Source organism: Deltaproteobacteria bacterium HGW-Deltaproteobacteria-6, assembly GCA_002840435.1.
GTDB lineage: Bacteria > Desulfobacterota > Syntrophia > Syntrophales > Smithellaceae > UBA8904.
Genome location: PHAT01000005.1, coordinates 170,293 through 184,242, shown reverse-complemented (window position 1 = coordinate 184,242; position 13,950 = coordinate 170,293). Strand labels below are relative to the sequence as shown.

Annotated in this window: 11 protein-coding genes and 1 tRNA gene; 8 read left to right on the top strand and 4 right to left on the bottom strand. The window is 45.9% G+C overall.

All coding sequences use genetic code 11. The annotated features are described in order from the left end of the window. Positions 1-179: 179 nt before the first annotated feature. The 5 genes from smc (at position 180) to CVU71_11015 (ending at position 6,529) form a co-directional block, all read left to right on the top strand. The gene (gene smc, locus CVU71_11035; GenBank protein ID PKN18050.1) at positions 180-3,728 is read left to right on the top strand and encodes a chromosome segregation protein SMC; all 3,549 of its coding nucleotides are present in this window, start codon (positions 180-182) and stop codon (positions 3,726-3,728) included. Between the two features lie 162 nt (positions 3,729-3,890). Then, positions 3,891-4,802, top strand: a complete 912-nt coding sequence (locus CVU71_11030; protein ID PKN18049.1) for a signal recognition particle-docking protein FtsY — start codon at positions 3,891-3,893, stop codon at positions 4,800-4,802. A gap of 25 nt (positions 4,803-4,827) precedes the next feature. After that, positions 4,828-5,472 carry a serine/threonine protein phosphatase gene (locus CVU71_11025; protein PKN18048.1) on the top strand — a complete coding sequence of 215 codons (645 nt, stop codon included), beginning with the start codon at positions 4,828-4,830 and terminating at the stop codon, positions 5,470-5,472. Between the two features lie 2 nt (positions 5,473-5,474). After that, the gene (ftcD, locus tag CVU71_11020) at positions 5,475-6,380 is read left to right on the top strand and encodes a glutamate formimidoyltransferase (protein ID PKN18047.1); all 906 of its coding nucleotides are present in this window, start codon (positions 5,475-5,477) and stop codon (positions 6,378-6,380) included. 72 nt (positions 6,381-6,452) lie between these two features. Further along, positions 6,453-6,529, top strand: a tRNA-Arg gene (locus tag CVU71_11015). Positions 6,530-6,581: 52 nt separating this feature from the next. Here CVU71_11015 and CVU71_11010 read toward each other — a convergent pair. The 4 genes from CVU71_11010 to CVU71_10995 form a co-directional block, all read right to left on the bottom strand. Then, entirely contained in the window at positions 6,582-6,983 is a 402-nt protein-coding gene (locus CVU71_11010; GenBank protein PKN18046.1) for a response regulator, read from the bottom strand. A 15-nt stretch (positions 6,984-6,998) separates the two neighbouring features. Further along, a complete protein-coding gene (locus tag CVU71_11005; protein ID PKN18045.1) occupies positions 6,999-7,769 on the bottom strand; it encodes a hypothetical protein in 771 nt (256 codons plus the stop codon). 543 nt (positions 7,770-8,312) lie between these two features. Then, a complete protein-coding gene (locus CVU71_11000; protein PKN18044.1) occupies positions 8,313-9,239 on the bottom strand; it encodes a hypothetical protein in 927 nt (308 codons plus the stop codon). Between the two features lie 375 nt (positions 9,240-9,614). Further along, positions 9,615-9,890 carry a hypothetical protein gene (locus CVU71_10995; GenBank protein ID PKN18043.1) on the bottom strand — a complete coding sequence of 92 codons (276 nt, stop codon included), beginning with the start codon at positions 9,888-9,890 and terminating at the stop codon, positions 9,615-9,617. 179 nt (positions 9,891-10,069) lie between these two features. On the opposite strand from CVU71_10995, the gene CVU71_10990 reads away from it, so the two are divergent. The 3 genes from CVU71_10990 (at position 10,070) to CVU71_10980 (ending at position 13,910) form a co-directional block, all read left to right on the top strand. Further along, the gene (locus tag CVU71_10990; protein ID PKN18042.1) at positions 10,070-10,255 is read left to right on the top strand and encodes a hypothetical protein; all 186 of its coding nucleotides are present in this window, start codon (positions 10,070-10,072) and stop codon (positions 10,253-10,255) included. A gap of 288 nt (positions 10,256-10,543) precedes the next feature. Beyond that, a complete protein-coding gene (locus CVU71_10985) occupies positions 10,544-12,394 on the top strand; it encodes a hypothetical protein (protein PKN18041.1) in 1,851 nt (616 codons plus the stop codon). A 271-nt stretch (positions 12,395-12,665) separates the two neighbouring features. After that, positions 12,666-13,910 (top strand): hypothetical protein, encoded by a 1,245-nt coding sequence (locus CVU71_10980; GenBank protein PKN18040.1) that lies wholly within the window; start codon positions 12,666-12,668, stop codon positions 13,908-13,910. Positions 13,911-13,950: the final 40 nt, after the last annotated feature.

The window sequence follows — 13,950 nt, the reverse complement described above, 5'->3', positions numbered from 1 at the left end:
ATTATTTGTCTTCCCGCCGTATTTTCCTTAATGCGTATCTTTCTTGCTCCAATGGTCAAAGCACTATATATTGTGGTATGATTTTTTCATTCATACATTTTGTTGTATTTTCACTTTACAAAGGAAATATCTTTTGTTAGGCTTTTTTAAAATTTAAACACTTCGATTAAAGATACGTTATGAAATTAAAACGTTTGGAAATAGCAGGTTTCAAATCTTTCCGCGACAAGGTCGTCATTGATTTTTCAAAAGGCGTCAATGCGGTTGTCGGTCCCAATGGTTGTGGAAAATCAAATGTGGTTGATTCGATTCGCTGGGTGATGGGCGAACAGCGCGTTAAAGCGTTGCGCGGCAAGAAAATGGATGATGTGGTCTTTAACGGCAGTGAAGACGCCGCTCCCGTGAGCATGGCGGAGGTCGTCATGACGCTGGCGAGCAATGGATCGAGCTTTCCCGGTGTTTATGGCGAATTGACGGAGGTATCCATTTCTCGCAAGGTTGTGCTGGATGGCGAAAGTGAATATTGCATCAATCGCGTGCCCTGCCGTTTGCTGGACATCAAAGAGTTTTTTATGGGTACGGGTGTCGGCGCCCGCACCTATTCGCTGGTTGAGCAGGGCTCCGTGTCCTCTCTGGTGGAAGCCAAACCGGAGGATCGCCGCTTATTTATCGAAGACGCGGCCGGAGTATCCAAATATAAAAGCCGTAAAGATGCTGCCGTTCGGAAGATGGAGGCCACCAAGCAGAACATTTTGCGTCTCAATGATATCCACAAGGAAGTCAAATCCCAGCTTAATGCCATAGCAAGGCAGGCTAAAAAGGCCGAACAATACAAAGAAGTAAAACTGCGCATTAAAGAAACGGAACTGGTTTTGTCCCAACAGGGCTTTGCCAGATTGGCCGAAAAAAACGCCACACTGCAGGATGTTCGCGGCGGCTTCTCCGAGCAGCTGGAAGGTATCAACGCTCAACTGGAAGCAAAGGAATCCGCGCTGGAAGAAATGAAGGCGAAACTGCTGGAAAATGATGAACTGATCAGCCGCCATCAAACCGAACTTTATGAAATTAAGAATTCCATCAACATCAAGGAAAAGAATATCGAATTTTCGCGGCGCCGGATGACGGAAGCCTCGGAGCGTAAACAAAAAGATCAGGCTGAAATAGATGTAATGGAACAGAAAAAGTCAAGTTTGATTGTCGAGGTTGAAAATCTGCAAAAGAAGGCCGCGGACGCTTTTAACCAGATGAGTCAGCTCCAGGATGAATTGGATGAAGGACAGCAGCAGGTTCAGGGGTTATTGGAAGGCGACCGGGAAATCAATTCCCGTCTGGAAGAACATAAAATCCGTTATATTGACGTGATGCAGGATCTGGCCAAGTTCAATAACGTTATTGCGAGCCTCAATAAGAACATGGAGGATTTCAGGAAGCGCGAGGAACGGGAAATCCGTGAAATTGAACAGGATAAAAACAGACTGACCGAATTAACGGATAAACTGCAATTGCTCATCTCGGGTCTGGCGGCGGAAGAAGAAGAAATAGTGAGGCTGGCGGACCAGAAAGAAACCACTGCCGACGAACTGGAAAGAGCCAAATCGGATTTGCAGATGGTTGAAGAACGAATCATGCAGATTAAAGAAGAAGCAGGCGGTAAATCATCGCGCCTGCAATCGCTTACGGAATTTCAGGCGGCCTTTAAATGGTCCAACGAAGGTGTGAAGAAGGTTATTGAGAAGCAGGAAAGTCTGGATACGTTTTACGGTGTGGTAGCCGATCACATCAATGTGCCGCGCGAATATGAGTCGGCGGTGGAAGCGGTGTTGGGCGATAAGCTGCAATATGTCGTCGTGAAGAATCAGGAAGAAGGCGTGCGCGCCATTGACTATCTGAAAAGTTATCAGTTGGGCCGGGGCAGTTTTGTGCCGGTGGAGTTGCGAGGCAATTACGCTGAAACTTACAGCGCCGAACATCTCCTGGATGCGGAGCCCCTGCTGCGCAAAGTGGTTGTGAAGGACGAATTCAAACAGATTGCCGATTGTCTGCTGGGGGATGTCTTATTAACGCCGACGATGGAAAGCGGCATCAATCTGTGGAAGAAAAACGGCTTCCGGGGGACTTTTGTGACGCCGGACGGTGATACCATCAGTCCGCACGGCGTACTGACGGGCGGCAGCGGCTCGGCGGTGGAAAAAAGTCTGCTGGCTACTAAAAGAGAAATCGCGGAACTGGAAACGGAAGTGTCCAGACTATCCGTCGAGCTGGAGGATCAACTTCAGGAAAAGAAAAAACTGGTTTCATCAATTGCCCGCTGGGATGAAGAACTCACCGGATTAAAAAACAGGGCGCACCGGCTGGAGATAGATATCAACGGCCGGAAAAAAGATATGGAGCGCTTCGAGGATGAAACGGGTAGATTGAAGCAGAGAATTGCCGTGCTTGAATTTAACCGTCAGAATATTAAAACAGAAGAAGCCCAGGCCGAACAAAAATTGCTGGAGATCAAAGCGGATGTTCTCCAGAGAGAAGCGGCGGAAAAAGAGCTCAACGAAATCATCTCCGTATTAAACAGCCGTCGTCAGCAATCGAGGGCGGCCATTGATGCGCAGGAGAAGCTTCTCACGGAGAAAAAAGTTCTGTTGGCTTCTCTGATGGAAAAGAAAGAAGCGGATCTGAGAACCATCGCGCGGTTGCAACATGATATGAGCGTCAATGAAAGTGAAGTTGCGAGAAAGAGCGAAGAGATCGTTGCCTGTCAAAACCAGATGACCGAATTGGCATCCGCCGTTGAAGCGGAGCAAACGGCGCTGCAGGCGCTCTATCAGAGCCTGGCGTCCTGTGATGCCGTATTGGCTGAAATGAAAGAAAAAAGGGCGCACGAGGATGAACTGCTGAAAGTTCAGGAAAACGAAATTCGCGACGTCAAAAAGAAACTCGATGATTTGCATCGGCAAACAAACGAACTGGAAATGCAGTGCCGCGAAGTGGCCTTAAACATTGAGAATCTGCAAAAGGCAGTTGCTGAAAAGCACAGCGTTGATCTTGCGGCCATGATGGCGGATTTCACCATGGTGGATGATGACAAAATTGCCGAACTCGCCGCTCTTTTGGAAAAAGACAAGCAGATCATTGACAATTTCGGCGAGGTGAATCTGCTGGCGCTCAATGAATATGCAGAGCTCGATCAACGCAATCAGTTTTTGACGACGCAGTTGTCCGATCTCAACGAGTCGCTAGCGTCGCTGCAGAGAACCATTACCCGGATCAACAAAATATCCCGTGAGAGGTTTGCCGAAACCTTTGCGGCTGTCAATGCATGTTTTAAAGATACTTTTTCTCATATTTTCCCCGGGGGTCACGGAGAACTCCACCTGACCGATGAAAATGATTTGCTGGAAACCGGGGTTGATATTGATATCCAGATTCCGGGTAAAAAAGCGCAAAGTGTCAGTCTGCTGTCCGGCGGCGAAAAATCCCTGGCGGCCATTGCACTGATTTTTGCGATTCTGCTATACCGTCCAACGCCTTTCCTGATTCTTGACGAAGTCGATGCAGCGCTGGATGATGCGAATACCAACCTGTTTAACCGCTTGATCAGGGATGTTGCCGAGAAGTCCCAGGTTATCATGATTACGCATAATAAGAGCACGATGGAAGTCGCCGACACGCTCTTTGGCGTGACCATGCAAAAACAGGGCATATCGTCTCTGGTTTCCGTCAATCTGAACTAATCCATTCCGTTACTTTAGCAAAGAAAATTTGATTGACATTCCCGTAAAATCGTTATGAATAGACAAGGAACGGCTGTACCGTTTTCTGCAATTGGTTTTCCAAGCGGGGTCTTACGGACTATTCTCAAAAGGTCATGATTTAAGAAAGGAATTCGTTTTAAAGTGGGTTTATTTGATAAATTAAAGGCGGGTCTGGCCAAGACGCGCACGGTCCTGACGAAAAATCTGGATAATCTTGTTTTTGGCAAAAGGGTTCTTGATCAGGCTCTTTTTGATGAACTTGAAGAATTAATGATTTCGGCAGACATGGGGCCGCAGTTTACACACGATTTGATAGATGATGTGAAGCAGCGGGTGAAGCGTAAGGAGCTGCAGGACGCATCGCAGATTAAAAAGGTTTTGCAGGAACGCATGATGGCGATTCTGCAGCAAATGGAAAAGCCTCTGAGCATTCCGAAGAATCAGCCATTTGTCATTATGGCTATCGGCGTCAACGGCAGCGGCAAAACGACAACAATTGGCAAGCTATCTAATTTATTGCGCAATGATGGATATGATATTCTGCTGGTAGCCGCCGATACTTTCCGGGCGGCGGCCATCGAGCAATTGGAAGTGTGGGGAAACCGCGTCGGTGCGCCCGTCGTCAAACAGAAAATGAATGCCGATCCCGCGGCTGTTGTTTTTGATGCAGTCGGCAAGATTAAAGCCGGTTTTAACGGTGTTGTTATTGTGGATACGGCAGGCCGCCTGCACACCCGGACTAACCTGATGGAGGAGCTTAAAAAGGTTAAAAGGGTTATCGGCAGGGAATTGCCCGGAGCGCCACACGAGATATTGCTTGTATTAGACGCCACAACAGGTCAGAATGCCGTCATGCAGGCCAAAATGTTTAAAGAGGATATCGGTGTGACCGGCATTGTGCTCACAAAACTCGACGGAACGTCGAAGGGCGGTGTCGTGGTCCGCATTGCCGGCGAACTGGGACTTCCGGTGCGGTTTATCGGAGTCGGCGAGGGACTGGATGATTTGCGAATCTTTGATAGCAAGGATTTTACGGCAGCCCTGTTAGATTAACAGATTTTTCTGACGGCGAAAGAAAATGAATAAAATTTTTGCCATCGGAGACATTCACGGTTGTCTGGATAAACTCCAGCGTCTCATTCAGGATATAGCAGCCGATCCGGCAAACGATACCCTGGTTTTTATCGGCGATTATATCGACCGCGCGGACGGAGGCAGAGACGTCGTTGACTACGTTTTGGAGCTCGAAAAAGTCTATCAAAAAGTGATCTGTCTTTGCGGAAACCACGAATCCATGCTGATGCGCTATCTGGAAGGTGTGGATGAAGAAATGTATCTGGTCAATGGCGGTTTGCTGACGCTCGAAGCTTACGGGATATCACGAACGGATACCCTGTTCCAAAGGAAGGCAAAAATTCCTTCGGCGCATTTGCGCTTTTTTGAATCGCTTTTGCCTTATTATGAAACGGATCAATTTATTTTTGTTCATGCCGGTTTGCTTCCCGGAATGCCACTGGCCGGGCAGGCTATTCATGATCTGCTATGGATCCGGCGGTCGTTTATTGATTCCGACTATGATTTCGGCAAACGGGTGATATTTGGACATACTCATTTCAACGCGCCTCTGGTTGCCGCGAATAAGATCGGCATTGACACAGGCGCGGTCTTTGGCGGTAAACTCACCTGTGTGGAGTTGCCGACTTTAAAATTTTATCAGGTATAGACATGAAAATTATCGAATGCGTGCCGAATTTCAGTGAAGGATGCGATTTGGATAAGATCGAATCGATTGCCAGCGTATTGAAGGCGTTTTCCAATATCCGCCTGATTGACTACAGCGGGGACAGCGATCATAACCGGAGTGTCTTCACGTTTCTGGGAAAACCGGAAGATGTGTTGGAAGCGGCGCTAGCCGCATCAAGGCAGGCTTTGGAGCTGATTGACATGCGTACACAAACGGGTGTCCATCCGCGGCTGGGGGCAGTTGACGTGGTGCCCTTCATTCCACTGGGCAAAACAAAAATGGCTGAGGCTGTTGATCTGGCGCATCTCTATGGTCATCAACTATATGAACGATTCGGAGTGCCTGTTTATTTTTATGGTCATGCGGCATTGATTCCCGAGCGCAGCGAACTGGCGAATGTCAGACGCGGCGGATACGAGGCGCTGGCGGAAAAGATGTCCAATCCTGACGACGCTCCGGATGCCGGCAAGCCGGTATTTAATCCACGTGCGGGCGCAACGGCTGTAGGCGCGCGTGAACCGCTGGTTGCCTATAACATCAATCTGAATTGTGATGATTTGAGGTTGGCGCAAAAAATCGCATCGCTAATCCGGGAAAAAAGCGGCGGCCTGAAACATGTGCGCGCCATTGGCGTCATATTAAAAAGCAGACATCTGGCGCAGGTGTCCATGAATCTGACCAATTGCAGAGAAACGCCGCTTAAAGTGATTTATGAACAGGTGGAGGCGCTTGCGGCTGAGCGCGGCGTTGAGATCCTGGAATCGGAATTGATCGGACTGGCGCCCAAATGCGCATTCACCGGCACGAAACCGCAAAATCTCAAGCTGATAAACTTTGATAAGAACCGTTTGCTGGAAACGCATCTGAAGGATTTTGCAGCCGCGTAAGATGACGGAAGGTTGACAGCCTGCGTAAAGAATGTTAAATCGCGGCGTCTTGCAGGAATAACAAACAAGGTTGCCCCTGTAGCTCAGTAGGATAGAGCGACAGATTCCTAATCTGTGGGCCGCGTGTTCGACTCACGCCAGGGGCACCAATTTCATGACACCTTACGGGTGTCATGAACAACTTCCACATCATCGTCTTTCTTATGTTAAACCGAAGTCGCTGATTTTCCATCTCTCCAGTCGTTCAAACGAATCCTGAGCCGCTTTTAAGAGCACATCGAGTTTGACCGGTTTGACAAAGAAATCGTCAAATCCAGCGGCCCGACATTCCAGAAGACCATAAATATTGCTATAGCCGGTAAACGCATGAATAATGCTGATCTGATCCTTTGAGCGGATTTTTTTGCAGAGCTCAACACCGCTCATACCGGGAAGCCTGATGTCGAGAAACATAACCCAGGCAGATTCATTTTGAATGATCTTCAGGGCATCTTCCGCGCTTCCGGCCGTCAATACCGTATAACCTTCTGACTCGAAAACTTCTTTGATCATATCCAAAATGGAGACTTCATCATCTACCACTAAAATTTTCTTCTCCATCATAACAATTTTCTCCTTTTATTCAGACTCTTGATCGGAGCTCTTATTGATATTGATAATTCGGCTGAATCCCGCATAATCTTCGGTTTGAGAATCTTTTATTCTCATCAGTTTTTTTGTGATAGTGCTCATCCGGCGAATTTGCTTGTTGATCTTATCCACTTTGATGTGGACGGGATCATCTTCCGCAGTGTCCTTTAACAGCATTTCGGAATATCCGGAAATAATCTGCATCGGCTGATTCAATTCATGGCAAACGGCTCCCGCCATTTCCAGAACGCCATGAAGTTTTTCGTAATGGTATCTTTCTTCCTCCGCCCTTTTCCGGTCGTTGATGTCGGTCACCGAGATAATTCCGACGGGTCGCTTTCCGATCATTGTAGATGCCCCCGTCAGATCCACCCATTTCTCAGAACCGTCCCGCCTGATGATCTTGACTTCATAACGATAGGTCGTTTCTTCCCCCCGCTCGAATTTCTGTCCGCATTCCTGAACAAATGCTTTGAAGTCGGGATGAGCGATGTCCCAGGAATTCATGCGGAGAAGTTCCTTTGCGGAATAGCCGAAAATAGTTTCGGTAGCCTGGTTGGCATAGATCCACCGGCCATCCTGGTAAAGCATGATTGCTGCCGGTGACAAGTCGGCGAGAATCCGGAACTTCTCTTCGCTCTGCTTCAGAGCCACCCGGTACTGTTCGGCTTCCATAACTGCTTTTTCGAGAATTTTTATTTTTTGTTCCAGGTCTTCATAGGTGGGCTTTTCATACATGGATAAGAAACCTCCGATCATTCAGAAAACAGGCAGTGGTGCATCTGAAAAGATCCTCCCGGCCCTTTGCCTTGCTGATAGTGAAAGCCTCTTTGAGAAAGGCTTTTATGGGAAAATGTATAGACAGAAAAGTCGGGTAAGTCAATTCAATAATCATTACAAAATGAGCGGCTCGTTGTTGATGTTTGTAATCGAGAATGAGTGTTTCTTATTACGGCTTGACGTGACATCCGTAACTTTGCAAAAAAGGATGATTGCCGGAAAACGCAGAAATGATCAGTGCTGAAAACAGCGGCCAGGATTCTGGAGGTGTCCGCTCATAGGAACAGCATAACAAAACTCTCAAAAACATTTTTGCGACAATGAGCGGTTATTTGCTCTTTCCAAAATCTTTAAGGCAGCAAAGGTATATGGTGATTTACAGGGACGCTTGGAAGCCGGTGCATCCGGACATCCGCAACTGAACAAATGCGGCCGTAAAAATGTGAATCTCTTTGCCACGCGGCTTTTACGGATAACCTGTTCCGGCGTTAATATTCAATTTGCCGCAAATAACTAAATGGATCATTCCCGTATTGCCGTATCAGGCAGCATGGTAACCGCTGTTTCCCGTTGATGAAATGGCAATCCATTATAACTGATGACTTTTCCGCTCTTGATTTTCTGGTCAATCCGGCGATAGGAATACAGGTGGCCCAGGACGCGTTTAACATACTCTTGCGTTTCTCTGTAGGGGGGGATTTTGTAGTGGTATTTGATGACGACATTTTCACCAACATTATAGGCCGCCAGGGCGAGCGGTAGATTTTCTTCAAAAAGGTCCAGAAGGTAGCGGAGATAACGAGTTCCTCCTTCGATATTATTCTCCGGATGGAAAGAATCTTCAATTTCATAGGCCTGAGCAGTCTGCGGCATGAGTTGCATTAACCCCTGTGCGCCATTTGGTGATACAGCCAGATGGTCGAAGTTTGATTCCATTTTGATGACCGCTTTTATCAAAGCAGCTTCTACATTGTATTTTACCGATGCATCCGAAATGATCTGATTATATTTGATCATATCGGATGCTTTGATGTTAAAGATAAATCTTCTTTCTCGACAGGGGTTTCCCTCTTTTGCTCCCGGTGATGTCAAGGCATGGAGATTCGTACTTGCCATTTTCATGGATGATAATGTGCTGTTGAGATCCGATATCTTCCGGGAATAATCGAGGAATTGTTTCTTCATATCATGGTATTGGATTACATAGGGGATCGTGTAGCAGAGCAAAATAACATTTAAGATGATAACAATGGTCAGCAAGGCGATGCCGGCAGCTGAAATTTTTAGATGGATAGTTCTGCACCCTTTGCCAAAGGGAATAAATATGATGGTAATGGGGGAGAAAGCCTTTCTGTAAAGCATCCTGCATCCACGATAGAAGTGCATGACAAATCCTCCCTCAAACACACAAATATCAGAGCATGATATCGGGACTGTTTTGATGATCATACTGCAAAATCAGTGGCGGAATGACATATAGAGCACCGGTTTTATTAACTGGCCTGTGTGAGCAACTCGGGGATGAATCATGAGAAAGACGTTTGAATAATGCACTGGCTATTTAGTTAAATAAATTATGACACAGCTATGAAAAAAGATGCAAGCGTTTATTGTAAATATTTTATAAAAAGCTGTATTTACAAATAGATCCTTTAATAACCGTTCTGTTTGTGATGGTGACCGGTAATTTCAAAAGAGTCAGGTCGCTATACAGATCCTGTCAATCCGGATACCGATACCTGATACTCCGACGCAGGCGAGGACGCAGGTAAATAAACCGCGAAAAATAATGTTTCCGGAAACCGTGCAGCTTTCAGGAATGATTCAAGTCATGTTGATGGTGTGGATTTTCAAAAGAAACTCCTTGAACTGCTCTTTTGTCGTCTCCTTTATCGACTCGAGTCGGACCATCACGGCTTTGTTGTAAAACGTATATCCATTTTCGATTTTTTCCGGATCATTATCATCGTCAATGAAGTGTTCCATAAATTTCATGGCGAACTCTTTTGCCTCTGCTTCGTTTTTTGCTGTTACTAGATAATGGTGATTCTCCAGATCCTCATCTTGTGTCTCGCTGATTTTTATCCTGTAGTCAGGCATATATCTTTCTCCTATCATTATAATATAACGTTACTTTATGTCCTCGATATATTCTCTGGGGCAGTCAGCAGCGTCTCGTGTCTTCAGATCATTTTCATCGAGCGATTGCTATTACAAGATCATGCAGAATTAATCAATTACAATAATTGATGCCTCCGTTGAAATTACACAGGCGGGAATTGTCACATATTCGCAAATTTTTTGAAAAATATTTTATTATCAATGATCTTCTCAAAAAAATGCATCGCAGTCTTTCAGATTCACTTATTATTTCTTCACGGTTTTATCCGCTTGAGACGATCCTGGGAATCATACAGGTCATGATAGATGCTGTTTCTTCTTCCGAGCCATCCCACCCCGTTTAGTTTGGGCATAGCACAGGCTCTCTTCCATATAAACTCCAGAGCATCTTCCCCATTCGCCGTATTGACGGATCTCATGTTTTGAATACCCGTTTTAAGCAGGGGCTTGGACTGATCGCATCATCTCTTATTTAATCAATAACCGTCTGGATGAAAACCGGGCCGCCGGCATACTCTTGCTGATTGGATTTTTTCATCACTTCCCGTCAACATGAGCATTCCTTGTCTTTTACCTTGGGGTGTTGTATATTATAGCATTATTGTTAAAAATCTAAAGGGGTGTACATCTATATGAAGTCTGCCCTTCAACGAACAATACTCATCTCTTTCCTGCTTGTTTTGTTTATTCCGGGTTTTGCATCTGCTGAAACAACAGCCGTCAACCACGATGTGATGGATGTATATGACAAAACCACAGAGCCGAGCCCGAAGGATGCAATGGTCTATTACAACAGGGGTAATGCCCAGAGCAAACTTGGCAATTACAAGCAGGCGGTTGCCGATTTTGACAAGGCCATTGTTTTAAACCCCAGGAATGCAGCAGCCTTTTATAACCGTGGATTAACCCATCATAAACTCGGTAATTACAAGCAGGCGGTAGTCGATTTTGACAAGGCCATTGAGCTAAACCCGCACAATGCGGTGTTCTACGGTAATCGCGGACTTGTTCATAATAATCTTGGTAATTATAAGCAGGCCATTGCCGATTTTAACAAAGCGATCGAACTTAGTCCAAACGATGCAACAGTCTATTGTAACCGAGGGATTGCTTACAGCAGGCTTGATCATAATGAACAAGCTATCAGTGATTTTGACAAAGCCATTGAACTCAGTCCACAATATGCAGCGGCCTATAATCATCGGGGGACCGGATATAAAAAACTGGGCATTTACAAGCAGGCTATCAGTGATTTTGATAAAGCCATTGAACTCAGTTCGCAATATGCAGAGGCCTATAATAACCGCGGGACCATATACAATAGTTTTGGCAACACCAAACAGGCAATTGATGATTTTAACAGAGCCATTGAGCTCAGTCCGCAATATGCAGAGGCCTACAACAACAGAGGAGCTACCTATAATAATCTTGGCAACCACAACCAGGCTATTGCCGATTATGACAAGGCCATTGAACTCGATCCTAAATTTGCTATTGCCTATAATAATCGGGGTGCCGCCTATGATGGCCTTGGCAATTACAATCGAGCTATTGCTGATTACGACAAGGCCATTGAACTCACTAAACAATTTGAAACAGCCGCCGTTTTCAGTGTCACTCAAAATGATTGGATTGCGGCCGTCAATAGAGCCGTTGAGGAAAACAAGTTTGCGGGAGTGGTAATCGTTGTCATCATACTGGCAGCAGGAGGACTGCTGTTTGTCCTGAAATCCCGAAAGAAAAGTTTCACTGATATGCAGGACGACGAAATGATCACCCTAATCAAGGAAGCGGCAAAAGAAGGTCAATTTGATAGAATTTTAAGAAAAGAAATGGAATACATATACCATCGTGGATTTGCCCTGGCTACGCATAGATTGCAAGATGATGAGCTTATCAAAGCGGTTAATCAATTCAAGGCGGAAATTGAAAAGAGGAAGGAAGGGGCATCGCCGCCATTGTCGCCGGCAGAAAGGACAACCGATATGTCCGGCCTGGAAGAACCGCATGAAGTGGATGAAAGTCTTTATGAAGCCATCCTTGGAGGAAAAAACTGTATTTACTACCTGACTAAATTCAAAGATTTTGACTGGCAGCCCGCTGATCTGAAAGAAAGCTGGAACTGGGCCGCTTTCTTTGGCGGTGGGATCTGGGCGCTTTACAGAAAAATGTACGGATGGTTCTTTGCTTTCACAGGCGTTGTCGCCCTTTCCGCTCTTTGTGCTATAAACGGTAAGTACGTGCTCGGTTTCATTGTGATTATAGTCCCATGGATGGCTTTTTCATTTTATGCCAACTCGCTTTATCATAACAGCTTGAAGAAGGTAATTGCCGCCGCTCAGCTTTCCATCACGGATCAATCCAAACTGACGGAATACCTGCGGTACGAAGGGGGTGTCAACACATGGGTTTCCTGGGTTTGCACTGTTTTACCGGCTGCCGCCATTCTGGCCGCAATTATATTTTACATGGCAAGACGATAAGCAAAGCATAAGTTCGCGAAGATAGAGAGTATGCTTTTGCTCTCTCCAAGCAGAAAGTTTAGCGTGAATATTTTTCATCGTCATTTTTCTAATCATGATGAAGGTATTTTCTCCAATGGCAGACGCAACAGGATAGATATTACCCTTGTGCCACACGTTCGACTTGATCCTGTAGAAACATATCATAATCCATAATTTACAATTTAATAAAGTTTTCAACATCGTTTACCGATACAGACAACAGATGGATTGTAGAATATTGGAGATGTAAATGGACCTGACCATATCAGCAGAAACCATTGATTATATGTTTACTTCGGCTGCGGCCAACTCGCAGGCTAAATTAGATGCTTTGGCCGGCACGGTCTTGGCTCAGGGGATTGATTTATTTCAGGACGAAAAATACCGAGAGGCCATTAATGCCTTTAAAAGATCATCGGCTCTTTCGCCTTTTTCTGATAATTCCGCTAAAGCTTACGAATATATTGGCCAGTCTTATGTTAAGCAGGAAGACACCGATAATGCGATAAAAACGTACAAGGACGCAATCCGCATTTATCCGCAACGCGCCGAATTTCATATGGCTCTGGGTGACATCTATATTCAGAAAGAAATGCAGGAGGAAGCGCTTGCGGAATACGAGGCGGCGGTAAAACTGGATTCCGAAGACGCCGAAAGCCGTTATTCTCTGGGCCAGTCCTATATCACTGCCGGAAATTTGAGCCAGGCTCGGGAACAGTTTGAAGCCGTTACAAGGCTCACCCCCATCAGTGCGGCGGGATTCTATGGGTTAGGCCAGGTGGCGCGGGCCGAAGGCGATCTGGGAGACGCTGTTTCCCAGTTAACCAAGGCCATCCGGGTCAATAAAAATTTTGAACTTGCTTACGTTGAGCTGGGATATGCCTATGCCGACATGGGTGAATTTCAGAAAGCTGAAGACCAGTTGAGCATTTTGGAATCCAAAAGCTCCGGTAAATCAATCGATTTGAGAAATTACATCGCTCAGGTCACGTCGCCAAAAATCCTCCATGCGTTCGGATCGACTGCCTACGACTCAAATCTAAAGCGAAGTCTCGATAGTTCAATCGGATTCAATACCGCGCTGGGACCCAAGACCAGTGTTTCAACTCTTTCTCCTACGAGATTGACTGGCCCGGACACATCGAGGCTTTTTGAAGTGAAAGTTGCGTTTTCCAAGGATATGGATGAGGCGTCCATCATCAATCCTTATAACTGGAAAATATCCCGGGCCACCATTAGGGATAATGGCGGTGTTTATAATTACGGAGTGATCCCGCCGGCTACGGAGGCGTTTATTCGTCCAACGCCGGTATCTGTCATTTACGATACGAAAAGTAATACTGCGACAGTCCGTTTCAAGGTTTCTCAAAATTCAACCGGCAATGCGACAATTGATCCCAACCACATTGTCTTCAAATTTTACGGCGTTGACGCCTATAACAACTCTATGGACCCGTCTGCCGATGAGTACGCCGGTTTCTCCGGTGTCGCTTAAAATCTTATCAATTTAATCTTTACAAAAGCCACTCTTCCTG